Below are 24,994 nucleotides of genomic sequence, written 5' to 3'. Positions count from 1 at the left end.
CCCAGGTAACAATTAATGTAAAAATATCTTCAAAATACAGTATAGGCATTTCGCAGTTTTCTACGAAATGCCTATGCATCAGCCTATCATAGCACCCAAGTATGTAATAGTCAAAGGTTTTCATTACAATATTTAGAAGGTTTTAATTCCCCTTTTAAAATGGATTGGATTTACAAATAGAAGCTGGTATACTGATCAGAAGGTCTCCATTGGGGGACCTCTATTTGTATAGGAGGGATTTTAAGATGGCAACACACCATAACAGGTTTACAAGGAATGTGCTACTTAGAGGGGGTGAAATCTACTATGAACCATAGTCTTATCTATGAAGGCTCACGGACACAGCTGCTTCAGCAGCTTATCTATTTTGATGAGGAAAAAATCGCATTTCTAAATCAATACTTTCCGGTACGGAGCAAGGATAGAAGCAACGCTGAAACGCTGTTATCCCGTTATTGCTCCGAGCTGGAACAATTACTAACTGAGTTCAATGGTGAAGATTTAAATTCACAGGTCTTTATCGGAAGTCAGCTGCAGCTTCGTTACTTGGACGATAATACTACAGATATCTATACCATCGTATTTCCTAACCAAGCAGAACCTAACGATAACAAGATTTCTATGTTGTCACCTATAGGCATGCAGCTGCTGCTGGCTGAGCTCGGCAGTACTTGTCAGCTAGCGATTCCTTCAGGTCAACTAGAGGTGAAGATCGAAAGCATTAAGTTCGTGAATAATGGTGAAGTAGGCGTTCTTATATAAGGACGATCCCTTATATACCCGCTACAGCAGCGTCCCTTTCCAGATATTAAGGAGGAGGACGCTGTTCTATTATTTAAGCCTCAAACCTTCTTCCAGCTTATTAACTGACTTCTGGATCCTTGCTGCTCTGGTTTCCGGTCTTTTCGCCCCTTCGATCCAGCTCACATATTCCTTCCGATAGGAATAAGCCAAGCTGTTATAATATACCTCTGCCTGCTCATTGCTGCTTAGTGCGTCCAGAAAATCTTCTGGAGCTTCTATCTCTCGCAATTGATGATCTTGTTCCATTGTCACCCGAACTATATCTCCAGGTTGAGCATGGGCTAAGTCTCGCAGTTCTTTTTTCACGACCATAAAATGTTTCCCATTACCATGCGGCATGAGTGTTCCTCTATAGGGAATGTCATTCAGGCTTCCTTTAACTTGTATCCTTGATTTAGTTTCATATATTTGTTCAGCGTCAAAAGGAACCGTAAGATATGTCCAACTCCCATTCGTATCTGGTCTGACTAACCTTGCTTCAAATTCAAACATTGGCCCCTCCTCAAATAAAATCTCTAGTTCCTATTGTATCCATACGTGCTTAACTATACAAAAAAACACCCGCCTAATACCGGCAAGTGTTTCTCTTTATAAGCGGGTGATGGGAATCGAACCCACGCTATCAGCTTGGAAGGCTGAAGTTCTACCATTGAACTACACCCGCAAAGGTATAAAATCGGGATGACACGATTTGAACATGCGACCCCCTGGTCCCAAACCAGGTGCTCTACCAAGCTGAGCTACATCCCGTTAACAATACTATAACTGCTTAGTAATAAAAATGGCGCGCCCTGAGAGATTCGAACTCCCGGCCTTTTGATTCGTAGTCAAACGCTCTATCCAGCTGAGCTAAGGGCGCAAAATCTATATGGAGCGGACGACGGGAATCGAACCCGCGACCCTCGCCTTGGCAAGGCGATGCTCTACCGCTGAGCCACGTCCGCAAAAACATGGTGCGCGTGAAGGGACTCGAACCCCCACGTCGTGAAACGCCAGATCCTAAGTCTGGTGCGTCTGCCAATTCCGCCACACGCGCACACTTTAAAGAAAATGGTGAGCCATGAAGGACTCGAACCTTCGACACCCTGATTAAAAGTCAGGTGCTCTACCAACTGAGCTAATGGCTCTCATAAATGGCTGGGGATATAGGATTTGAACCTATGCATGACGGAGTCAAAGTCCGTTGCCTTACCGCTTGGCTAATCCCCAATAATAATTAACTAAATGGCGGAACCGACGGGATTCGAACCCGCGATCTCCTGCGTGACAGGCAGGCATGTTAGGCCAACTACACCACGGTTCCATAGACATAATGCATAAGTGTAAATTGGTTGCGGGGGCAGGATTTGAACCTGCGGCCTTCGGGTTATGAGCCCGACGAGCTACCGGGCTGCTCCACCCCGCGTCATTAATTAGTATATACTATTCATTTTCACCATACCAGCTTATCCCTAAACATAATGTATAAGAGTAAATTGGTTGCGGGGGCAGGACTTGAACCTGCGACCTTCGGGTTATGAGCCCGACGAGCTACCGGGCTGCTCCACCCCGCGTCAGTGAAAATAATATGGTGGAGGCTGAGGGGATCGAACCCCCGACCCTCTGCTTGTAAGGCAGATGCTCTCCCAGCTGAGCTAAGCCTCCATGATATGACCCGTATGGGATTCGAACCCATGTTACCTCCGTGAAAGGGAGGTGTCTTAACCCCTTGACCAACGGGCCATGCTAATAATTTTTATGGCGGAGAGAGAGGGATTCGAACCCTCGAGACGCTTGTGGCGCCTACACGATTTCCAATCGTGCTCCTTCGGCCAAACTCGGACACCTCTCCATAAATGGCTCCCCGAACAGGACTCGAACCTGTGACAACTCGATTAACAGTCGAGTGCTCTACCAACTGAGCTATCAGGGAATATGGTGGGCCTTAGTGGACTCGAACCACCGACCTCACCCTTATCAGGGGTGCGCTCTAACCAGCTGAGCTAAAGGCCCTTCTAAGACATATTAATATTAAGGGCAAAAAAAATACCACGGGTAATGTGGTTGTCCGCTTGGCGGCGTCCTACTCTCCCAGGACCCTTCGGTCCAAGTACCATCGGCGCTGGAGGGCTTAACGGTCGTGTTCGGGATGGGTACGTGTGGAACCCCTCCGCTATCGCCACCAAACGGGCATTTACAGCGTAAATGCTCAGGCTTAATCGCCTGAAAACTGAATCCGAAACGAATTTGCGTTTGCCCTTCTTACGGGGCCCCCGGAAAGTATTCGGAATTAGCTTCGCAGCTTCTTCTTCACTTTTTGGGGTATTTTTAGGATAAGCCCTCGACCGATTAGTATTGGTCAGCTCCATGCATTACTGCACTTCCACCTCCAACCTATCTACCTCGTCGTCTTCAAGGGGTCTTACTAATTGGGAAATCTCATCTTGAGGGGGCTTCACGCTTAGATGCTTTCAGCGCTTATCCCGTCCGTACGTAGCTACCCAGCCATGCTCCTGGCGGAACAACTGGTGCACCAGCGGTACGTCCATCCCGGTCCTCTCGTACTAAGGACAGCTCCTCTCAAATTTCCTGCGCCCACGACAGATAGGGACCGAACTGTCTCACGACGTTCTGAACCCAGCTCGCGTACCGCTTTAATGGGCGAACAGCCCAACCCTTGGGACCTACTTCAGCCCCAGGATGCGATGAGCCGACATCGAGGTGCCAAACCTCCCCGTCGATGTGGACTCTTGGGGGAGATAAGCCTGTTATCCCCAGGGTAGCTTTTATCCGTTGAGCGATGGCCCTTCCATGCGGTACCACCGGATCACTAAGTCCGACTTTCGTCCCTGCTCGACTTGTAGGTCTCGCAGTCAAGCTCCCTTATGCCTTTGCACTCTGCGAATGATTTCCAACCATTCTGAGGGAACCTTGGAACGCCTCCGTTACTCTTTAGGAGGCGACCGCCCCAGTCAAACTGCCCGCCTGACACGGTCCCCGTACCCGGTAAGGGCACTAGGTTAGAACCTAGATACGATCAGGGTGGTATCCCAACGGCGCCTCCACCGAAGCTTGCGCTCCGATTTCTACGGCTCCCACCTATCCTGTACAGATCGTACCCAAATTCAATATCAAGCTGCAGTAAAGCTCCATGGGGTCTTTCCGTCTTGTCGCGGGTAACCTGCATCTTCACAGGTATTAAAATTTCACCGGATCTCTCGTTGAGACAGCGCCCAAGTCGTTACGCCATTCGTGCGGGTCAGAATTTACCTGACAAGGAATTTCGCTACCTTAGGACCGTTATAGTTACGGCCGCCGTTTACTGGGGCTTCGGTTCATAGCTTCGGGTTACCCCTAACCACTCCCCTTAACCTTCCAGCACCGGGCAGGCGTCAGCCCGTATACTTCGCCTTGCGGCTTCGCACAGACCTGTGTTTTTGCTAAACAGTCGCTTGGGCCTTTTCACTGCGGCCCCCTCGTGCTATTCACACTACCGGGGCACCCCTTCTCCCGAAGTTACGGGGTCATTTTGCCGAGTTCCTTAACGAGAGTTCTTCCGCGCGCCTTAGAATTCTCTTCTCGCCTACCTGTGTCGGTTTGCGGTACGGGCACCTTCTCCTGGCTAGAGGCTTTTCTTGGCAGTGTGAGATCATGACCTTCGCTACTATAATTTTCGCTCCCCATCACAGCCCAGCCTTATCGATGTGCGGATTTGCCTACACATCAGCCTCACTGCTTAGACGGACATCCATCAGTCCGCGTCACTACCCTCCTGCGTCACCCCATCGCTCATAGCGGATTACGGTGGTACAGTAATTTCAAACTGTTGTCCTTCGACTACGCCTTTCGGCCTCGCCTTAGGTCCCGACTTACCCTGAGCGGACGAGCCTTCCTCAGGAAACCTTGGGCTTTCGGCGGATCAGATTCTCACTGATCTTTTCGTTACTCATCTAAGCATTCTCACTTGTGTAGTGTCCAGCGCTCTTTTCAGTACACCTTCAACCCCTACACAACGCTCCCCTACCCCAGATACATAGTATCTAGCCATAGCTTCGGTGGTGTGTTTAGCCCCGTTACATTTTCGGCGCAGAGTCACTCGACCAGTGAGCTATTACGCACTCTTTCAATGGTGGCTGCTTCTAAGCCAACATCCTGGTTGTCTGTGCAACTCCACATCCTTTCCCACTTAACACACACTTGGGGACCTTAGCTGATGGTCTGGGCTGTTTCCCTTTTGACAATGGATCTTAGCACTCACTGTCTGACTCCCGGCAATAAGTATATGGCATTCGGAGTTTGACTGAGCTTGGTAATCCTTGCGGACCCCGCACCCAATCAGTGCTCTACCTCCACTACTCTTATACCGAGGCTAGCCCTAAAGCTATTTCGGGGAGAACCAGCTATCTCCGAGTTCGATTGGAATTTCTCCGCTACCCCCACCTCATCCCCGCACTTTTCAACGTACGTGGGTTCGGGCCTCCAGTGCGTGTTACCGCACCTTCACCCTGGACAGGGGTAGATCACACGGTTTCGGGTCTACGTCCACATACTAATTCGCCCTATTCAGACTCGCTTTCGCTGCGGCTCCACCTTCTCGGCTTAACCTTGCATGTTAAACGTAACTCGTAAGTTCATTCTACAAAAGGCACGCCATCACCCATTAATAGGGCTCTGACTTTTTGTAAGCACACGGTTTCAGGTTCTATTTCACTCCCCTTCCGGGGTGCTTTTCACCTTTCCCTCACGGTACTGTTTCACTATCGGTCGCCAGGTAGTATTTAGCCTTAGCAGATGGTCCTGCTGGATTCATACGGGGTTTCACGTGCCCCGCACTACTCGGGATCCGTCTCGGAGAGAACACAGTTTAGGTTACAGGGCTTTTACCTCTATCGCGGGCCTTTCCAGACCTCTTCACCTACCATATTCCTTTGTAACTCCATGTGAGACGTCCCACAACCCCTAAGAGCAAGCTCTTAGGTTTAGGCTGTTCCGCGTTCGCTCGCCGCTACTGACGGAATCACTATTGTTTTCTCTTCCTCAGGGTACTTAGATGTTTCAGTTCCCCTGGTCTGCCTCTACATTTCCTATGTATTCAGAAATGAGTAACTGCGAATTACCACAGCTGGGTTTCCCCATTCGGACACCCCCGGATCAAAGCTTGCTTACAGCTCCCCGAGGCAGTTTCGTTGTTCGCCACGTCCTTCGTCGGCTCCTGGCGCCTAGGCATCCTCCGTGTGCTCTTATTAGCTTAACCTTGATTCTTCCGCAGGAAAATATCATACGATGACATTCTCTTTGGGAATCATCTCACTAATAACATTTACTTGTTTGCACAAGTTGCTAAAAGATGTTCTAAAACGCAAATTCGTTTCGGTATCCAGTTTTCAAGGATCAAGTCTTACTTGAGAGCTTAAACTCTCAAAACTGAGCAACGAGTGAGTAACAGGCCTAAACCTGAGTTTTGGAAGTTAAACTTCCGATTTGAATGTTCTCATTGCAGAGAACGATTCTCCATAGAAAGGAGGTGATCCAGCCGCACCTTCCGATACGGCTACCTTGTTACGACTTCACCCCAATCATCTACCCCACCTTCGGCGGCTGGCTCCCTTGCGGGTTACCCCACCGACTTCGGGTGTTGTAAACTCTCGTGGTGTGACGGGCGGTGTGTACAAGACCCGGGAACGTATTCACCGCGGCATGCTGATCCGCGATTACTAGCAATTCCGACTTCATGCAGGCGAGTTGCAGCCTGCAATCCGAACTGAGACCGGCTTTGATGGGATTGGCTCCACCTCGCGGCTTCGCTTCCCGTTGTACCTTACCATTGTAGTACGTGTGTAGCCCAGGTCATAAGGGGCATGATGATTTGACGTCATCCCCACCTTCCTCCGGTTTGTCATAAGCAGTCACTCTAGAGTGCCCAGCATTACCTGCTGGCAACTAAAGTTAAGGGTTGCGCTCGTTGCGGGACTTAACCCAACATCTCACGACACGAGCTGACGACAACCATGCACCACCTGTCTCCTCTGTCCCGAAGGCCGCTGCTATCTCTAGCAGATTCAGAGGGATGTCAAGACCTGGTAAGGTTCTTCGCGTTGCTTCGAATTAAACCACATACTCCACTGCTTGTGCGGGTCCCCGTCAATTCCTTTGAGTTTCAGTCTTGCGACCGTACTCCCCAGGCGGAGTGCTTACTGTGTTAACTTCGGCACCAAGGGTATCGAAACCCCTAACACCTAGCACTCATCGTTTACGGCGTGGACTACCAGGGTATCTAATCCTGTTTGCTCCCCACGCTTTCGCGCCTCAGCGTCAGTTACAGCCCAGAAAGTCGCCTTCGCCACTGGTGTTCCTCCACATATCTACGCATTTCACCGCTACACGTGGAATTCCACTTTCCTCTTCTGTACTCAAGCCACCCAGTTTCCAGTGCGACCTCAGGTTGAGCCCAAGGTTTAAACACCAGACTTAAATAGCCGCCTGCGCGCGCTTTACGCCCAATAATTCCGGACAACGCTTGCCCCCTACGTATTACCGCGGCTGCTGGCACGTAGTTAGCCGGGGCTTTCTTCTCAGGTACCGTCACTCCGGTAGCAGTTACTCTACCGGACGTTCTTCCCTGGCAACAGAGCTTTACGATCCGAAAACCTTCATCACTCACGCGGCGTTGCTCCGTCAGGCTTTCGCCCATTGCGGAAGATTCCCTACTGCTGCCTCCCGTAGGAGTCTGGGCCGTGTCTCAGTCCCAGTGTGGCCGTTCACCCTCTCAGGTCGGCTACGCATCGTCGCCTTGGTGGGCCGTTACCCCACCAACTAGCTAATGCGCCGCAGGCCCATCCCTCAGTGACAGATTGCTCCGTCTTTCATTCTTCTCTCAGGAGAAAAAAGAAATTATCCGGTATTAGCTACCGTTTCCGGTAGTTATCCCAGTCTGAAGGGCAGGTTGCCTACGTGTTACTCACCCGTCCGCCGCTAAGTTACTTTGAAAGCAAGCTTTCAAAGTAACTCCGCTCGACTTGCATGTATTAGGCACGCCGCCAGCGTTCGTCCTGAGCCAGGATCAAACTCTCCAATTAGTATTGAAAAGAGCGATATGCTCATTTTGAAACATCTGACGAGAAAATTAATTCTCTAATTTTGGATTTCACTTACGTGATTTCCTACTCACTCGTTGTTCAGTTTTCAAAGATCAAGTTCTCGTTGGCGCCGTTTAATGTCTCAGCAGCAACTCTTATACTATATCATGTTCGGCTATTTAATGTCAAGCTCTTTTTTTAACTTCTTTTTCGAGCTCGGCATGTGTACTTCTTGGCCGGACTTAGAATATATCATGTATGGAGATGCATTGCAAGCTTTATTTTTAAAAAACTAAACACATACTTCTCCGCAATTGTATCGCAACCGCATTCCCCTTTTCCGCGTCTATCTATTAACATCAGAGCCCCCTTCATACATAGGTATCAATTCCATTATTTTTTGGCAAAGAGGTGATTCATATAAAGACCTTGCATGATCTCTAGCTTCCCTCTAAAAGGAGGTTGGAGAATCAATGAGCAGAAGTGTGAAAAAGCAACCCGTGTGCAGCGACCAACAGAAACACGGTTCCTCATGGGCTAAAAAACAAGCCAATAAAGCCGTCCGCCGCTATCCTGGCGACATCCCTAAAGGGAAATGGTATCAGAAACTGTATAACAGCTGGAACAATTGCGACTATAGCTTTTACCAAACTAAACAGCAAGCGATTCATGAATGGGAAACAAACAATTGGATCCAGTTGAGATTCCCCTCCCGCCAAGAGGCCATTCAAGATTGGCACAAGTCTTATAGAAGAAAGTAAATCAAAAGATGCCCTGGCAGGGAAGCGCCGGGGCATCTTTTTACCTAGAAGCTTAATTTCGCACCTACAGTTACAATCTCAGATGGTCCGACCTCTAAGTGGTGAACCGAAGACGTTGCTCCTTGTAAAGCAGGGTTAGGCTGCTCTAAGATATTACTTTTAAATAAATACTCTTGAGGACTGTTCACTTTCAGTTGCAATTGTGTCTGCTGAGCGGTCATATTGTACCAACGCAAAAACAAGTCGCCGGAAGCTCCGTTCATTTTCATGGATGAGAAGGCCATGTTATCTCCCTCCCAAACCAATGGGGTATATCCAGAGTTCAACTTCCCGCTATGCAGGCCGGTCTGACATACCGTCCAAGGAGTCTGGAATTGATAGGCCTCTGTAAATGTCCGTTGTTCACTTCCCTCACCAGAATGAGGAATCAGCTCCAGTAGTGCTGTGTATTCGCCCAGGCACTGAGCTTCCGGAGTTGGGAACCAGCCCCAATCCCCCAATTCTCCTACGCTGCGTAGCAAGGTGACGGCAATAGTATTGCGTCCATCCCGCAGAACCTCATATTCGTTCAATCCCTGGTTGGCTATCGTAAGTCCTACATTACCATTGCTGACATCGACAAAGGATTGCTGATGTTGAGTGTTGCTCGGATTTGCCCATTCTGGTGCCGGATTATTGTCCCGTGTAGCCACTTCAAACATAGAATCCACACGATGCACATCGGTAGACAGATCGGTCGGGAACAGCATTCGTATCCGGTGATCCTTGGCTTGGTTATTAATTGTGGATTCAATATGCACACCTTTGCCTTCCCGCTCCAGCGATACGACGGTACGAAGCTTCAAAACCACCGTATTTACACTCCGCTGCGCTTTACGCTCAGGATAATACACAAGTGCACGCTGTTCCGCCTCCAAGGTGTCATCCGCCGAAGCCGGAATCTCCCAGTCTATTCGGATCTCAATGGCCGCACGGAAGGGAGAGTCTTCAATCACCTTAATGACTGCAGGCTGGCCTTTGGTCGTCAGCGCTTGTTCACCTTCTGGCTGCTTGTACATGTATTCATTGCCTACGTCTCCGGTATTCTCGTAAATCCCCAACTCACGATAAGTGGTACCGCTATGCTTATCCAATAACGTAAATGAACCATCCTCAGCAACAACTACCTTGAGAGTTGCATTCTCCAAGCTGCGCTCTCCTTCTATTAAAGAGCTTCCCTGAGCGGATTCCGTAGTTGATTGTACCCAAGCGTAAGTACAGAGCCCAAGCGCAGGCACATTGCGTGCTTCAAAAGTAAGTCTCACTTTGCGGCACATATACGGCTGGCGGAATTGGTCATCAGGCAGATCGTAACCAAAGCTTAAACCCAGGTCTTCCACTGTAGACGCTAATTCCTCCCCTGTGTGATCGACGAGAATCCGGCCGGACAAATCAACAGCCAGCATTCTGCGGGCGGTCTCGTCCAAAGGATAACCCTCGCGCAGATATAACCGTTCAGCATCCAGCTCTATAGTTACCGTTCCCGTACGCTTCCACCCCGTGGTATTCATCACTATAAAAGGAACTGCATCTTCCCCGTATGCGGAAAAGCCAGAAGTCTCCACTTGATCTGCGATAAACTTAGCACTGTCATCTATGATGCTCTCAGCAACATGCCGGCTTTTATCAAAACGAGTTACCATCTCACGATGCACTTCATCCACACTACAACCACAGATACTGTCATGCGGATGGTTCTGCATCAGCGTCTTCCAGGCATAGGTGAATAGATGGTGCGGGTAGTCCTGTCCGGACAGGCGGGCGATGGAGGCCAGCGGCTCGGCTACTTTTTCCAAAAGAGTCTGGCCCAGCTGGTTCATCTGCTTCAAATAAACCCGGGCTGAGGCTGTGTTCACTAAGGTGCCCCATCCGTCAGTACGCTGGCTGCGCAGTTCCCCTGTAACGGTGGAGAGCTCCCGCTGACCCGAGGATAATTGCTGATCCAAGGCTTGCAGATAGTCCGGGAAGTTTGAATGCACGAACTTCACTTCAGGGTATAGCTTTTCGGCGGTGCGGATAGCTTCCGGCAAATCCAATTGCAGAGGCTGGTGGTCGCACCCGTTCATGAACAATAACTCCCCCGTTGAAGCATACTTCTCTGCATCCGCAAGCTTACGGTCCCAGAATTCCCGAGCCGCACCTTCCTCAACAGGAACTTCATTGCCGTTAGAATACCAGTTGGCAAATAGGATACCGAGAATTTTGGATCCATCCGGCCCTTCCCAGATCAGCTCGGAGAAAGAGGACTCATAACCTGCATCCGATACAGTGTTGTTAAATCCCGTAGGCTTCACCCCGCGTCCAAAAAAAGCATTCGTAATCCCTGACTGCAACATCAGCTGCGGAGTCTGTCCGACCAATCCAAACGTATCAGGAAAATAGCCGATTTTGGAAGGCTCGCCGTATTTCTCGGCATCCTGATGGCCGATCTGCATATTCCGCACATTTGCCTCGCCGCTCGTCAGGAACGCATCCTGCAAAATGTACCAAGGTCCAATCAAGATTCGCCCATCCCGGATATACTTCTCCAGCTTCTCTTTGTTCTCTGGCCGAACCTGAAGATAATCCTCCAGAATAATGGTTTGCCCATCGAGGTAAAAACTGCGGAAGGCGGAATCTCCGTCCAGCTTCGCAAGCAGTGCATCCACCAGCTGAACCAGACGGACGTGGTGTTTCTCATAGGGCAAATACCATTCACGGTCCCAGTGAGTATGGGACACGATATGGGCTGTTTTGGTTGTTGTGTGGGTCATCTGTGTGTACACCTCAGTTCTTCAGCATTTATTAAGCGTAATGTTAACCTCTTCAGGTCTGTAGACAGCTACCAGCTTGCCCGCTGAATCAGCTGCAAACAACACCGAACGTTCTTTCTCCAGTAAAAATGAGTAATGAGCTCCAGTTGCAGGATCTTTTATTTCAAGTTCGGCATCCCAGGCGTATTCAGATACGAAGATATACAATGAACCTTCTGCAAAAGCAAGCTTTCGCCCGTACACACCTGGCAGGTCTCCACCGCTGATCCATTCCAGCCCGGTTTCGATACCTGCGGCTTGTGCAGCATATTGGTAGAGCGCGGCGATCGGCTCGTCGCGGTCATTCAGTTCTAAAGGTAGCGGGCACCAGATCAGGCGACCTGTGCCAAGCTGGCGTTCGATGAGGTGATCACCCACACCACCTGAGCTAGACGAATCAACATCTGCATTTGCTGGCGTTTCTTTGACTAGCTCCGCGATTCGCTTCTGTCCATAGGACACCGCAAACTTGCGTCCGTTCAATAGAAGCTGCTCCTCACGGCGCATGTTACCAAGTTTACGGGCTCCTACTATTGCGTCCATACGATCCGAAGGCTGCCAATACGCATCAACCCCCAATGCTCCAGTAATGAGCAGAACGGCACCTGTACGCTCCACTATGTCCAGCAATTGCTGAAGGGCGTCATTATCCAGATTGTGCACACTCGGCAGGAGAATCAACTTAGCCGGCTCTGCCTCCAGCGGAGCCAGCTCGTATTCCGATACGGCGCGGAAAGGCAAATGAAGCTGATAAGATAAGATCCTTGTCAGGCGGGTAGTCGCATCATAGGCGAGCTTCCGGTTAGAGAAGTCATTAGAGTAAGGGAAAACCACGGCAATCTCTTCCAGCTTCCGCCCGTCAAATAATCCCCCGGCTTCGCCGATGAACCGCCCAAAATCATAAGACACATCCGCTTCCGGCTTCTCAGTCCCATCGGCCCGCAGCGCACCGATCTGCGATTCATTGGCATTATCCATATAAAAGTTCGTGTTCCATATCCATTGCACAGCCCCGGCACCTCCAGAAGCAAACGCATAGGCATATTTGCGCTCCAGCATGGCCCGCAATTCTTCCTCACTGCGTTTAGCCCGTCCGTCTGGCGTCTCTACGTACATGATGCCGGTCTCCTGAATGAGGTTCGGTTTGTGATAGGTTTTGGCAAAAATTCCATCCCAGAGCAGATTGTCATTCAACCACCAGCTGTGAACAGTGGTGTAATCGACATCGCGCTCATAAAAGAACGGCGACGGTCGTTGGGCACCCAAAGCCTCATCCTGCCCTACGGTCACTAAATGATCTGGGCAGAGTTCCTTGATAGTCCCGCTAAGCTCCCTTGCCCATACGTTGTGCATGTCCATGGAGAACAGGCAGTAGTCGAGCCAACGTGTGCCGCGCTTTCCGGAATGAATATCCTGCACACTAAAGTTAATCTCTTCTTGCTCAGGAGGTTGTGCAGCCGCAAAATCCGGCAATTCCAGCGGCGTCATATTCCAGCGCTCTTGCAGCGAAGTTATATCACCATGGCGTTCTTCCAGCCAAGCAGAGAAAGCAGCGCGTTCATATTTATCACGCGCCGAGCTCGGTCCGTCCGAGAAAATCCGCGGCGGATCGAACATTGACGGTTCATTGATCAAATCCCAATCGACATGGGTTGTCGTGCGATGCCGTGCAACGATCGAGCGGATGAACCGTTTTTGCGCTTCTACACTGCGCGGATCGAGATAAGGATTCGTCCCTTCCCAAGTCTCGGGCGTAAAGGAGAAGAACGTAAAGGTAACCTGCAGCTCATGCCGCTTCGCAGTCAGTAGAAAAGCATCAATCGCCCGCAGCACTTCTTCCGAGGCATGACCGTCTACCTGCATAATATTGCGGTAGGCTGTCCAGATACCGGTACGAATCCAGTTGATGCCTGCCTTCCGCATCTGTGCCATATCCCGATCCCAGACATCAGCATTTGGCAGGAATAGAAACTTCCGCGCTACGTCAGAGGTCATATAAGTCATGCCGACAACAGGTAAAGGCTGACCGTCTTTGATAAAATAATCTCTTCCAGCCTTAATCGGTTCCCCCTGCGATAACAGGCCCACGTCATATCCCCAAAAGCCTTGACGCAACATCCGCACTTCGCCTTCTTCCGATACAGCATGGCAAGAAAGATGATACAGGCCAGGTTGAATTTCTATAGCAAGCGGTACACGTAGGAAGTTCAGCTCGCGACTGACCTCAAGCTTGCACTCGTGAGTGAAACATGGGATAGACTCCCCGTCTTTGCTCAGAGTGATGTTCAGGGTCCACTGCGCTGCTGTCGGTGACGATTGGCTACGGCTTAGCCGCTGACCCTGCAAAAACAGCAGCGGCCGCTCGCCTTTTTCATAAGAAGCATAGTTAGGCTTCAGCCACAGCTCTGTTACTCCCCGAGCGGCAAAGGTTGCCCAGCGGGTTAATGCTTCCGTTCCGCCTTGATTCCAGAAATCAGGCGTAAGCGGTTGGCCGATAAAGATCCAGCGGCCACCGGCAAAAGGCCCGCCGATATGCTCCCACAGCACAGCTGGAGCTGAAACTTCCCGCCCGGCGGCGGTAATGCCCTTAAGCAGCGGGTAGATCCGCGTGTCCATGGGTCCACTGGAACCCATCTGCTCCGGCAGGTCACTGCTTTTAGTGACATGCGGTACCAGGTTCCAGGTATCCGACAGGGCCAGCAGCTGCTCATCGCCTACGAAGAGCGGAATGTCTCTAAGCGCGACATGCTGCTGTATGCGATCTGCGCTGCTCACCTGCAGCGCTTCATGGATATGCAGCTGGCGGTGATAGGCAGTCTGCTCAGCTTCGATCCGCCACTCTTCAGCGACTAGGCGGACTGGATGCTTAAACGGGGCACCGCCAATGCTGATCAAGCTGCCGCCTCTGCTCAAATAGGCGACGATGGAAGGCCAAGCCTCCTTCGGGAAGTACGGAGCATGGAAGCTAACGAAGCAGTCCCCGGCCTTGGCGCTGTCCAGCGTTTCGGCCAGCTGTGCTGCATGAACAGGAGGGTCAGTATGATGTATTCCTATAGACTGTGCCTGTTCCGCTGTCAGTCCGCCCGCTGCGGTATACCCGGGAAAAGACGGGTCCGCGAACAGGATGATACGGCCCCCGCTCACAGAATACCTTCCTTCATCGCCCGATAGACAAGCTGCGAGAACAAACTGTTCGACCATGCAAACCAGCTGCGGGTAAATACACTAGGATCATCCACATGGAAGCCTTCATGCATATATCCGGTTCCGGCATCCGTACTTTCCAGCATCGCTATCAGTTCCAGCTTCTCTTCGGCAGTCTGAGCCGTAATGCCCTGCATAGACAACGCCATATGCCAGATATAGTTCTCCGGAGTGTGCGGGCTGCCGATCCCTTTGGCAGCTGTGCCTTCATAATAGAACGGATTTTCTTTGCTCAATGCGAAACGTCTGGTGTTCTGGTAGATGGGATCATCCGCCGAAGCGTAACCCAGATACGGAATGGAGATCAGTCCGGGCGTTCCCGCATCGTCCATTAGGCAGTAATTGCCGAAGCCGTCGGTCTCATAAGCATAAATCGGACCAAACTCCGGATGGCGATAAATGCCATAGAGCTTGATGCCATGATCCACTTCAAATTCCAGCTCTTTAAGTTCAGCCAGGAAGTCTAGATCGCGGAAGACCCACTCCGCGAATTCCTGCATCTGGCGCAGCGCGACAACAGCGAACATATTGCCAGGAATGTTGTAGTGGAAATCACAGGCATCATCGCTCGACCGGAAGCCCGACCAGATCATTCCGGTATAGTTCACCGGCATACCGAGACCGCTATTGCGCAGAGAATCTTCCGGAATGCCGTTATTGCGGCTGAACCGGTACGGAGACTGCTCGAAATGCCGCTGCTCTCTTTTGAACAAATCGAAAATCTGGCGCATGGCCGACTTGAACCCAGCGTCGAAGAAATTAGTCAGGCCCGTCTCTTTCCAGTAGGTATAAGCGAGGCGCACAACAAAACATAACGAATCAATCTCAAATTTACGCTCCCACACCCATGGCGACATCTCGGTCACATCCGTAGTGTTCCAGTGCCAGTCATTGGCCGACTCATTAAATGCATTGGCGTAAGGATCGATATGAATATACTGAATATGGCGTTTGATAAGACCGCCGATAATGCGCTGGAGATCGGGATCGTTTTTGGCCAGAGGCACGTATTGAATTACCTGCTCCACTGAATCACGCAGCCAGGAGGCCGGAATATCGCCGGTAATCACAAAGGTGGTTCCGTCATCCAGCAGTTTAGTCGTCGTCTCCAGCGTATTCGGAAAACAGTTCTTGAACAGCTGCAACAGCTTCGGGCGATGTGCCAGCTTCTCCTCTGCTTCGGCAAGTACTTCTTGTACAGCCTGCGGCAGCGGCAGCTGGGGCATTGCTATTTTGGGTAATCGGAATTGTTCCAAGTGAGATATGCTCCTTTGCATCTGTGATGTGATTATTTAATTTCTGATGTAGATTGTTTTGATCTCGTAAGGGGCAAAGTGAAGTTCCAATTCACCGCCAGCCGTATGTTCGATCAGTTCCAGCTGCTCTTCCAGAGCATTGGACAGGTAGACGCTCTGAACTGGATACTGCCATTTGAGCTGAACCCGCTCGCGGCCTCCCGAGGATTCGTAGAAACGGAGAACAGTCCCCTGCCCGTCCTCGGATGGCTTAATCGTATCCAGCACCACGTGCTCACCGGAGAATCCGATAAATGAGCCTGTTGGCAGCAGCTGCCCCTGTGTTGATGAAGGGGCAAAAGTATACAGCTCATGATTTAGCTCTGCTGCACGGCGAACAGTATGAGCCTCCCGCCAATCCCCACGGTGCGGATATAGCGAATAGGTGAAGTCGTGCTCGCCGAGATCCGCAGTAGCATCCGGCCATTTCGGCGCGCGCAGGAGCGACAAACGAATGGTACTGCCTTGGATGTCATAGCCGTATTTGCAATCATTCAGCAGACTGACGCCATATCCACGTTCCGATACATCCGCAAAACGATGCCCGCAAACCTCATACTGCGCCTGCTCCCAGCTGGTGTTGCGGTGGGTCGGACGTTCCAGCGCACCAAATGGAATCTCGTAAGTCGCCTTATCCGTCACAACATCAATCGGAAACCCTACCTTAAGCAGCTTATGGGCTTCGTTCCAGCTCACATGCGTCTGGAAATCAATCCGGGGATTATGGTGATGTAGAATCATATCCTGAGTAATCTCGGATTGGCCCAGCTTCCAGCGGAAGCGCAAAATATCCTGCACCGCACCAGTGCGAACCACTGCCTTTTCTATAAGCTCAGCCTCCCCGGCGGGTTGGGCTTCATAACGGTTGTCAATGTCCCAGGCATCCCAAAGCGTCGGACGGTCATGGAAAAAGTGGAAGCGGTTCGCCGGCTCACCGGATTTTACGATCTCCCGGTTTCCTTTTTTATCAAAAAGACTGGTGATTTCTCCTCGCTCGTTAAAGGTAATACGATAATAGTCCGTCTCCCAACGGTCGCCGAAGGGAATAGCTCCTACAGCAGTTTGATTATGTTCAGCAGCGGCAGATTCTACATTACTTTCATCGGATGTTTTCTGAGACAGATCACGAATCCAGATTGTTTTGTAGCCAAAGGCCGGAATCTCCGGAACGAGAACCGCGACACCAGAAACTGCTGCCTCCTCCGTCAGGACATCTGCTTCCAGCAGTACGTTATCCTCGCCATACACCGCAAAGTTTCCGCTGGCGGCTACTTCTTCGCTGAGAGCAAGTTCGACCACGGCATCCCGCGTCCAACCCAAACCATTAAAAACAATGTAAGGTGTACCCTCGCCTGACGTGTTAATGTTCCCGGCCAATGCCGCAAGCCCTGGCTGAAGCGCAACACGGCCAAGCTCAAACACCTCTGCGTATTCCTTCTCCGAGGTCTCGTATGCTTCGGTAATCGCCGAGCCCGGAATAATATCATGGAACTGGTTCAACAAAATCAGCTTCCAGCCCTGATGCAGCTGCCCGGCAACTACGGCATGTTGCTCCGTGTCCAGCTGCGGCGAAGCTAATGTCTGCCACAGCTCCGCTTCACGGTACAACACTTCCGCCTTGCGGTTGTTCCGCTTGTTGCGGCCGTGCGTAGTGTAGGTGCCGCGGTGCAGCTCCAGATACAGATCGCCCCGCCACTGCGGCAGCTGCGGCTGACAGCGTGTAATGCCTGCGAAGAAATCCGCGGCATTACTGTATTTACTCTCCGGCTGGCCGACCATTAGCTCGGCACGCTGGATATATTCCAGCATCTCGCGGGTGACCCCGCCGCCGCCGTCACCATGCCCATAGAGCAGCATCTGCTCATTATGTTTATCTTTTTCGCGGAAGGACTGATAGTGTTCATGCACATCTTTGGGCAGCGTATTCTCATTGACCCCATGATTCAGGTAAGACAACATCGGCGTGCCGTCAATGCCGACCCAACGGAACAGATCGTAAGGGAAGACATTGGTGTCATTCCAGCCCAGCTTGGTGGTCATAAAATATTTGATGCCACCATGCTGCAGAATCTGCGGCAGAGAAGCGCAGTAGCCGAAGGTATCCGGCAGCCACTCAATCTGCGAGGTGCGCCCGAACTCTTCGAGATAAAAGCGTTGACCATATAGCATTTGCCGCATCAAAGATTCTCCGCTCGGAATGTTCAGATCCGGTTCGATCCACATCCCACCGACCAGTTCCCAGCGTCCTTCACGGATGCGTGCCTTGACCTTCTCATAGAGTACCGGGTCATTGTCTTTCAAATATTCGAACAGCAGCGGCTGGCTCTGCGCATATTGATAGTCAGGATATTCGTCCATCAGGGCATTCACCGTCGAGAATGTCCGGCTCGTCTTGCGCACGGTCTCGCGCGCAGGCCACAGCCAGGCAATATCGATATGGGACTGGCCCACCATGTGGATTGTTCCTTCGGCATGACCGCCGATCTCCCCGACTCTGCCCCGCAGCTTCTGCTCGATTCGCGTAATCTCACCACCCTCGCGGATCTCCTGCGTGGTAAGGCCAACGAATTCATCCATTGCTACATACAAAGCTTCCAGCATCCGGTTACGGCGCTGGTCCTGCTCAGGCAGCAGAATTGCCGAATCGCGAATCACTACTGCCGTGTACATTAGACTCTGCACAGGTCTATTCACTAGCACCAGCTGGCTGTGGATCATCCGAATCGGCGGCTGGATCACCGCCTGTTGATTTAATGGGTCCACCGGCTCGGGGACCGGATCGAAGAGTTCGATTTCCAGGTCCAACGGACGGCCCGATGGATCACCTGCCAGAGTTACAAAGGTATGATTGCGGTCGAGTCCTTGCCGCGATTCACCGTTCACCCGCAGCAGCCCTTCCCCACCTGAAGCAAAAATCAACCCGATGTGGCCCGGCAGCCAGTTAGCCGGAATCTCCAAAGTACGGCGGAAGAAATAGGTCGTTCCTTGCACACTCGGGAACAGATCATAATTGCTGCCGTCCTTATAAGGCTGCAGCTTGTCATACTGTCCCGGCAATTGATACACCGAGGACAGAATCTCCCAATCGCGCAATTCCTGCACCTCTAGCCATTGCTGCTCGGAGAGCTCGCGGATGAAGCGTTTAATGCGTTCCATGTCTTTACCCCCTCACCGTCAAATCGGTGCTCAGTGTATCATTTACATGCTTACCCACCAGCACTTTAAACGCTCCTGGCTCTACAACAGGTCTTAAATCCGGTCCGATATATTGCAATTGCTCCGGCCCTACCGTGAACAACACGGTTTGCTTCTCACCCGGAGCCAACTTGATTTTGTCAAAAGCCTTCAATTCCCTGGCGGGACGGGTGACCTTACTGGCGACATCGGAAATGTACAGTTGCACCACCTCTGCGCCCTCACGGTCTCCTGTATTCTGAACGTCCACGGAAACTATAGCCCCCTCCCCAGCCGCAATTACTTCCGGCTCCACCTTCAACCCGGAGTACGTAAATTCAGTGTAGCTAAGCCCGAAGCCGAACGGATATTGAGGCTGGGAATCGGCCTCCAGATATCTTTTGCCACGGGAACGTTTACCGTTGTAATAGACCGGGAGCTGGCCCACATGCTTCGGCACGGATACAGTCAGCTTCCCGGACGGGTTCACATCGCCGAACAGGATATCCGCAACAGCGTGCCCGCCTTCTTGGCCTGGATACCAGGCTTCCAGAATGGCATGTACATGCTCGTCAATCCAAGGCTCACTCACCGGACGGCCGTTAATATAAACAACGATCACAGGTTTGCCGAGCTGATGAACCTGCTGGATCAGTTCCAGCTGCACTCCCGACAGGGTCAATGACACCCGGTCAATGCCTTCGCCGCAGTCCATATCATTCCAGGCATTCTCCGTCACCTTGGACGCGCCTGTCTTAAGATCAATACTGCCTTCCCCGAAATCGCGTGCACTGGAGCCGCCGACGACCATAACAACGGTATCGGCCTGCTCTGCACAAGCGAGCGCGGCTTCAAAACCTTCGCGCGAATCGCCTTTGATCCGGCAGCCCGGTGCATAGAGCACCCGCTCCGGCTCTGCAGCCAGCTTGCTGCGGATGCCGCTGAGCACGGTCGCTACCTTAGCCGGAGGCTGCGGTGAGGTATAATCGCCGAGCTGGTTATACCCGGCATCGGCGTTAGGGCCAATGACGGCGATCGTGCCGGCGGTCTTGGACAATGGCAGCACACCTGCTTCATTTTTCAGCAGGATGATGCTCTCGCCCGCCACTTGCCGGGCCAGCTCTTGATGCGCTTTGCTGCCGATGACGCGTTCAGCCGCATCGGGATCAGCGAATGGCTGCTCGAACAGGCCCAGCCTGAACTTGAGCGTCAGCACACGGCGGACCGCACGATCCAGCAGTGCCGGGTCCAGCTTGCCTTCACGAACGGCATCCACCAGGTATTTGCCGTACATCTCTCCGGACATCTCCATGTCGATGCCGGCTTCCAGTGACTGCACTGCTGCATCCATGCCATCTTCAGCCACATCATGGCCAGAGGCCAGCATCTCTATAGCTCCGCAGTCGGTAATGATTAGACCCTCAAATCCCCAAGCTTCGCGGAGTATATCCTCTAGTAGCTCTGTATTTGTCGTGCAAGGCACGCCGTCTATTTCGTTATAAGCAGGCATAATGGAGACTGCACCCGCTTCGACCGCTTTTTTGAAGGGCAGCAGATCCACTTCCAGCAGTTCACGCCAGCCCATGTGCACAGGCCCGGCATTCCGGCCGCCTTCTGAGCTGCCGTATCCCACAAAATGCTTCAGCGTAGCCCCCACGCTGCCGCCGCTCTGCAAGGATTCCCCCTGCAGACCTTCAACAGCCGCAACCGCCATCTCGCTGATCAGGTAAGCGTCCTCGCCGAAGCACTCCTCGGTGCGGCCCCAGCGGGGATCGCGCACCACATCCAGCACCGGCGAATACGTAACCGCGCCGCCCTGACTGCGTGTCTCCAGCGCTACGGCGCGGCAGACCTCACGATACAGCTCTACATTCCAGGAGCTGCCGAGCGACAGGGGCACCGGGAATACGGTGGCCCCGATCGCCATGTGGCCATGCGAGCATTCCTCGCCGATCAATACCGGAATGCCCAGCCGCGAATGCTCCAGCACATACCGCTGGAGCGTATTCACCGCTTCCGCACCTTCACGCGGAGACAGGCCAGTAGCCAGCGTCACACCGGTCCACGGGTCAGCGCGCAACATCCCGTAAAGCGAGCCCACGCCGCCCCCGGCAACCTTCTCCTTGAAGCTTTCTGTCAAGGTCATCTTACCGTCTCTATGTTCATAGGCCTGCCAGCCAAAAGGCTGAATCAGCTGACCGGCCTTCTCTTCCAAAGTCATCAGTCCGAGCAGATGCTCCGCCCGTTCTTCAGCAGGTAAATTCGGGTTTGTATAACTCATTCCTTAACAGCCCCTACGGTAAGACCTTGAATGAAATAACGCTGGAAGAACGGATAGGCAAAAATAATCGGTCCTGTCGCCAGCACGACCATCGCCATCCGCGATGTATCCTGCGGCATGGAGCGAAGAGCTTCCAGACTGAGCGAACTGTTCTGGGAGTTCTGCAAAATAAACTGCATACTGGTCTCGATCCGCATCAGCATCGATTGCAGCGGGACTAAATTCGGGTTGTCGATGTACAGCAGCGCATTGAACCAGTCATTCCAATAGCCGAGGGTGCTGAACAAAGCAATCGTAGCCAGACCGGGCAGTGATAAAGGCAACACCAATTTCAGGAAGATACGGAACTCGCCCGCCCCGTCGATTTTGCCGGATTCGATAATGGCATCAGGCACACTCGTGCTGTAGAAGGTGCGCAGAATCATAATGTAAAAAGCATTCACCGCCAGCGGCAAAATCAGCGCCCAGATCGTATCCTTCAGGCTTAGAAACTGCGTAACGATAATATAAGTCGGCACAAGTCCACCGTTGAACAGCATGGTAAAAAACGCGAAGAACGAGAAAAAATTGCGGTAACGGAAGCTTTTCCGGGAAATGGCATACGCATAAAAAGCGATAAACAAAAGGCTGATAATCGTCCCTATCACCGTTACAAAAATCGTCACACCATAAGAACGCAGCAGCATATCTCCGGATTCAAACACATAACGGTATGCGCCGAGACTCCATTTTGCCGGAATCAGCTTATAGCCATCCCGCGCCAGCGCCACCTCATCGGTGAAGGAGATGATCACGACGAACAGAAACGGAAACACGCACAGAAACGCAAAGATGCCGGCTATCAGATTAAAAGTGATATTCCAGGGTGTCGAGAGATGGTGGAAATCACGTTCTTTTTTAGTCTTAGTAATGGAAGACATATGGCCCACTCCTTTCATGAGGTTCTAGAACAAAGCGCTATCCTTGTTGTATTTGCGGACAATATAGTTAGAGGTCATCACTAGCGTAAAGCCGACAACCGATTGATACAGACCTGCGGCAGTGCTCATACCAATCTCACCCGTTGTTTTGAGGCCTTGATAGACATAGGTATCAATAACATTCGTGACACTGTAGAGCGTACCGGAATTACGAGGCACCTGGTAAAAGAGACCGAAGTCGGCGTAGAAGATTTTACCGATGGCCAGCAGGGTCATGATCGTGATAATTGGACTCAGCAACGGCAGTGTAATATTGCGAATCTGTTGGAACTTACTAGCTCCGTCGATCATCGCCGCTTCATACAACGACTTGTCGATCCCCATAATAGCTGCGAGATAAACTACGCTGTTGTAACCAACCGCTTTCCACAGATAGACTAAGATCAGGATGAACGGCCAATAGGCTTTTTCCGAATACCACTGAATTGACTCTGCGCCAAAAAAGCCCATGATCTGGTTCAGCATCCCGCGTTCGGAGCTCAGAAAACTAAATGCAAAATAGCCGACAACGACCCATGACAGGAAGTAGGGCAGGAACATGCCGGTCTGATACACTTTGGCCAGCTTCTTGTTCACAATCTCGGACAGCACAATCGCCATCAGAACCGACAAGATCAAGCCAAGCAGGATAAATGCTCCATTGTAGAGCAAGGTGTTGCGGGTAATAATGTACGCGTCATTGGTGGTGAACAAAAACTTGAAGTTGTCTAACCCCACCCATTTGCTGTTGATAATACTCGCCCAGAAGCCGTCGCGGCTAAAGCGGTATTCTTTGAATGCAATAATCGTCCCTATCATCGGCAGGTAAGAGAAAAAGAGAAACCAAAGCGCACCTGGTAAAACCATGAGCAGCATAATCTTGTTATTCATAATATTTTTTATAAATCCGCTGATTGTCTTCACACTTAGATCCCTCCTGTATGTCCTTATATTTCAAAAAAAGACCGGGTCCAGAGGCCACGCCCCTGCCCCGATCTTCTCTTACGTTGATGTTTTACTTGTTGTTGGACGCTTTCCAGGCATCAATTTGCGATTGCGCTTCAGCGATAATTTTGTCCAAACCAGCTGCCTTGAATTTCTCAATAGCTTTCGGTAGATACTCGTCAGGATCAACGGTTCCAGTCATCAGTGGTGACCAGTATTCTTCTTTTACGTTCTGAACCGCAGCGATTTCAGTAGTCACCTTGGAAGTGTCGAAGTTAAAACCAAGCAGCGGTGCATTTACACCGGATTCATTAAACTTTTTGAACTCTTCCCATTTGTTCTCAGGGTCACCCTCGTTCAAATAGTTGATCATGATATTGCCCAGCGAGAAGGTTGGCATGTCATAGTTCTTGGATTCATCCAGGTTCTTCATGGAATTCTCACCAGTCTTCTCGTAGTGCACGCCTTCGATTCCGGAGTCAATCATATTGCGCAGCACCGGATCGGTGTTGAGCAGGTTCAGGAACTCCATCGCTTTCTCCGGATATGCGGAGTTAGCCGAGATAGCTTGCATCGAACCCATAACGGACCAGTTGTAGATGTAAGGTTTGCCAGCTGGCGTGGAAACTACAGGATAGCCGTAGCTTGCCGACCACAGATTGTCCGCCATCGGCTGGGTAGCTGCACGATCCATGAACCAGTTGGAAGATTTGTAGAGATCATCCACCGAAGTTGTAGTTGCTACTTCCGGCGAGATATAACCTGCCTTGTAATATTTGCGAACGGTTTCAAGAGTGCTTTTGAGTTCAGGTGTTTCCAGAATGTTCACGATCTTGTAATCCTTTGTGTCCATATAAACAGCCATTGGCATCTTTTCAATGATGTAATCGAACGGCAGTACTGGCATGAAATCCTTCACCATAGCGTAAGGCGTGATGCCCGGTTCATTCTCTTTGATCGTCTTCAGCAGTGGTTCAATGCTTTCCATTGTGTTCACCCCGGAAATATCGAGGTTATATTTGTCGAGCAGCTCTTTATTGAAGCGCCAAACTTCTTGCGCCGGAAGCTCTTTGTTGGCAGGTACGGCATAATTATGTCCATCTACCTTGGAGCCTTCCAGGAACGCCGGATCAATCGTGTCTACGATGCCTTTTCCATATTCATTAAGCAGGCTGTCCAATTCCATAAAAGCGCCTTTGCGGGCATTTTGCACATAATCGAACGCCCAGGAGCACGTAAAGAGAATGTCCATGGGTTCGCCAGCGGCTACTTTGACCTGCATTTTTTGTGTATAATCACCAAAATCAATCATATTCATCTTTAGGGTGACATTTATCTTCTCTTTAGTGTACTTATTGACTTCTTCCACGACACGGTCCAGATCCTTCTGCGGTCCGCCGATCGTGTACCAGATCAGTTCGACTGGTTTCTCGGATGACGCACCGTCGCCGCCCGCTCCTGAACTGTTAGTTGCCGCGTTGTTTGAATCGCCGCCACATGCGCTGAGCGCAAGCGAGAATGCCATAAGTGATGTCAGTAACAGGGAAAACCTTTTTCTTTTGTTGTTGCCCATTCCTGTATAACCTCCCCTTTGTTTACCTCAAGATCGCTGGCCTAATCCGGAATTAAACCAGCAGCTTTCTCCTTCAAGGACTATCTTTACTGTAATTTATGAAAGCATTTTC

Annotated in this window: 11 protein-coding genes, 15 tRNA genes and 3 rRNA genes; 2 read left to right on the top strand and 27 right to left on the bottom strand. The window is 51.1% G+C overall.

Going from position 1 to position 24,994, the window contains the following annotated elements; translation table 11 throughout:
• The first annotated feature begins 306 nt into the window (after nt 1-306).
• Complete coding sequence (locus tag MHH50_RS04170) at nt 307-762, top strand: GreA/GreB family elongation factor (RefSeq protein WP_036686880.1); 456 nt, start codon at nt 307-309, stop codon at nt 760-762.
• 69 nt (nt 763-831) lie between these two features.
• On the opposite strand, the gene MHH50_RS04165 is transcribed toward MHH50_RS04170, so the two are convergent.
• The 19 genes from MHH50_RS04165 to MHH50_RS04075 all read right to left on the bottom strand — a co-directional run bounded on the left by MHH50_RS04165 (nt 832) and on the right by MHH50_RS04075 (nt 7,859).
• The gene (locus MHH50_RS04165) at nt 832-1,296 is read right to left on the bottom strand and encodes a YdeI/OmpD-associated family protein (protein ID WP_076279888.1); all 465 of its coding nucleotides are present in this window, start codon (nt 1,294-1,296) and stop codon (nt 832-834) included.
• 101 nt (nt 1,297-1,397) lie between these two features.
• Nucleotides 1,398-1,468, bottom strand: a tRNA-Gly gene (locus tag MHH50_RS04160).
• A gap of 12 nt (nt 1,469-1,480) precedes the next feature.
• Nucleotides 1,481-1,554: transfer RNA gene (locus MHH50_RS04155), tRNA-Pro, on the bottom strand.
• A 32-nt stretch (nt 1,555-1,586) separates the two neighbouring features.
• Nucleotides 1,587-1,663, bottom strand: a tRNA-Arg gene (locus tag MHH50_RS04150).
• Nucleotides 1,664-1,673: 10 nt separating this feature from the next.
• A tRNA-Gly gene (locus MHH50_RS04145) sits at nt 1,674-1,748 on the bottom strand.
• A gap of 7 nt (nt 1,749-1,755) precedes the next feature.
• Nucleotides 1,756-1,840, bottom strand: a tRNA-Leu gene (locus tag MHH50_RS04140).
• 15 nt (nt 1,841-1,855) lie between these two features.
• A tRNA-Lys gene (locus tag MHH50_RS04135) sits at nt 1,856-1,931 on the bottom strand.
• A 7-nt stretch (nt 1,932-1,938) separates the two neighbouring features.
• Nucleotides 1,939-2,013, bottom strand: a tRNA-Gln gene (locus tag MHH50_RS04130).
• 16 nt (nt 2,014-2,029) lie between these two features.
• A tRNA-Asp gene (locus tag MHH50_RS04125) sits at nt 2,030-2,107 on the bottom strand.
• 25 nt (nt 2,108-2,132) lie between these two features.
• Nucleotides 2,133-2,209: transfer RNA gene (locus MHH50_RS04120), tRNA-Met, on the bottom strand.
• A gap of 71 nt (nt 2,210-2,280) precedes the next feature.
• Nucleotides 2,281-2,357 (bottom strand) — tRNA-Met (locus MHH50_RS04115).
• Between the two features lie 15 nt (nt 2,358-2,372).
• Nucleotides 2,373-2,448, bottom strand: a tRNA-Val gene (locus MHH50_RS04110).
• A gap of 6 nt (nt 2,449-2,454) precedes the next feature.
• Nucleotides 2,455-2,526: transfer RNA gene (locus MHH50_RS04105), tRNA-Glu, on the bottom strand.
• Nucleotides 2,527-2,542: 16 nt separating this feature from the next.
• Nucleotides 2,543-2,635, bottom strand: a tRNA-Ser gene (locus MHH50_RS04100).
• Between the two features lie 5 nt (nt 2,636-2,640).
• Nucleotides 2,641-2,716, bottom strand: a tRNA-Asn gene (locus tag MHH50_RS04095).
• 3 nt (nt 2,717-2,719) lie between these two features.
• Nucleotides 2,720-2,796 (bottom strand) — tRNA-Ile (locus tag MHH50_RS04090).
• A 57-nt stretch (nt 2,797-2,853) separates the two neighbouring features.
• Nucleotides 2,854-2,970: ribosomal RNA gene (rrf, locus tag MHH50_RS04085) — 5S ribosomal RNA — on the bottom strand.
• A 142-nt stretch (nt 2,971-3,112) separates the two neighbouring features.
• Nucleotides 3,113-6,037, bottom strand: a 23S ribosomal RNA gene (locus MHH50_RS04080).
• Between the two features lie 263 nt (nt 6,038-6,300).
• Nucleotides 6,301-7,859 (bottom strand): 16S ribosomal RNA (locus MHH50_RS04075).
• The 16S, 23S and 5S rRNA genes sit together here with 15 tRNA genes alongside, the layout of an rRNA operon.
• Before the next feature lie 473 nt (nt 7,860-8,332).
• On the opposite strand from MHH50_RS04075, the gene MHH50_RS04070 reads away from it, so the two are divergent.
• Entirely contained in the window at nt 8,333-8,620 is a 288-nt protein-coding gene (locus MHH50_RS04070; protein WP_076306728.1) for a hypothetical protein, read from the top strand.
• Nucleotides 8,621-8,664: 44 nt separating this feature from the next.
• Here MHH50_RS04070 and MHH50_RS04065 read toward each other — a convergent pair whose 3' ends face one another.
• The 8 genes from MHH50_RS04065 to MHH50_RS04030 form a co-directional block, all read right to left on the bottom strand.
• The gene (locus MHH50_RS04065; protein WP_340011956.1) at nt 8,665-11,412 is read right to left on the bottom strand and encodes an alpha-mannosidase; all 2,748 of its coding nucleotides are present in this window, start codon (nt 11,410-11,412) and stop codon (nt 8,665-8,667) included.
• Nucleotides 11,413-11,433: 21 nt separating this feature from the next.
• Nucleotides 11,434-14,652 carry an alpha-amylase family protein gene (locus MHH50_RS04060; protein WP_340011955.1) on the bottom strand — a complete coding sequence of 1,073 codons (3,219 nt, stop codon included), beginning with the start codon at nt 14,650-14,652 and terminating at the stop codon, nt 11,434-11,436.
• Nucleotides 14,592-15,911 (bottom strand): glycoside hydrolase family 125 protein, encoded by a 1,320-nt coding sequence (locus MHH50_RS04055; protein WP_076185072.1) that lies wholly within the window; start codon nt 15,909-15,911, stop codon nt 14,592-14,594. The genes MHH50_RS04060 and MHH50_RS04055 overlap by 61 nt, the downstream gene beginning before the upstream one ends.
• Nucleotides 15,912-15,947: 36 nt before the next feature.
• Nucleotides 15,948-19,106, bottom strand: a complete 3,159-nt coding sequence (locus MHH50_RS04050; protein ID WP_340011954.1) for an alpha-mannosidase — start codon at nt 19,104-19,106, stop codon at nt 15,948-15,950.
• Between the two features lie 4 nt (nt 19,107-19,110).
• Nucleotides 19,111-21,405 carry a glycoside hydrolase family 3 N-terminal domain-containing protein gene (locus MHH50_RS04045; RefSeq protein ID WP_340011953.1) on the bottom strand — a complete coding sequence of 765 codons (2,295 nt, stop codon included), beginning with the start codon at nt 21,403-21,405 and terminating at the stop codon, nt 19,111-19,113.
• Nucleotides 21,402-22,325, bottom strand: a complete 924-nt coding sequence (locus MHH50_RS04040) for a carbohydrate ABC transporter permease (protein ID WP_036684927.1) — start codon at nt 22,323-22,325, stop codon at nt 21,402-21,404. Before MHH50_RS04040 ends, MHH50_RS04045 begins: the two co-directional genes overlap by 4 nt.
• A 24-nt stretch (nt 22,326-22,349) precedes the next feature.
• Nucleotides 22,350-23,279: an ABC transporter permease subunit gene (locus MHH50_RS04035; protein ID WP_036684959.1), complete on the bottom strand. Its 930-nt coding sequence runs from the start codon at nt 23,277-23,279 to the stop codon at nt 22,350-22,352.
• Between the two features lie 100 nt (nt 23,280-23,379).
• The gene (locus MHH50_RS04030) at nt 23,380-24,882 is read right to left on the bottom strand and encodes an ABC transporter substrate-binding protein (RefSeq protein ID WP_076130103.1); all 1,503 of its coding nucleotides are present in this window, start codon (nt 24,880-24,882) and stop codon (nt 23,380-23,382) included.
• Nucleotides 24,883-24,994 lie beyond the last annotated feature (112 nt).

This window comes from Paenibacillus sp. FSL H3-0302 (assembly GCF_037982245.1).
Taxonomy (GTDB): Bacteria; Bacillota; Bacilli; order Paenibacillales; family Paenibacillaceae; genus Paenibacillus_AQ; species Paenibacillus_AQ odorifer.
The sequence above is the reverse complement of the archived record's forward strand: the minus strand, read 5'-3'. Positions and strand labels throughout refer to the sequence as shown.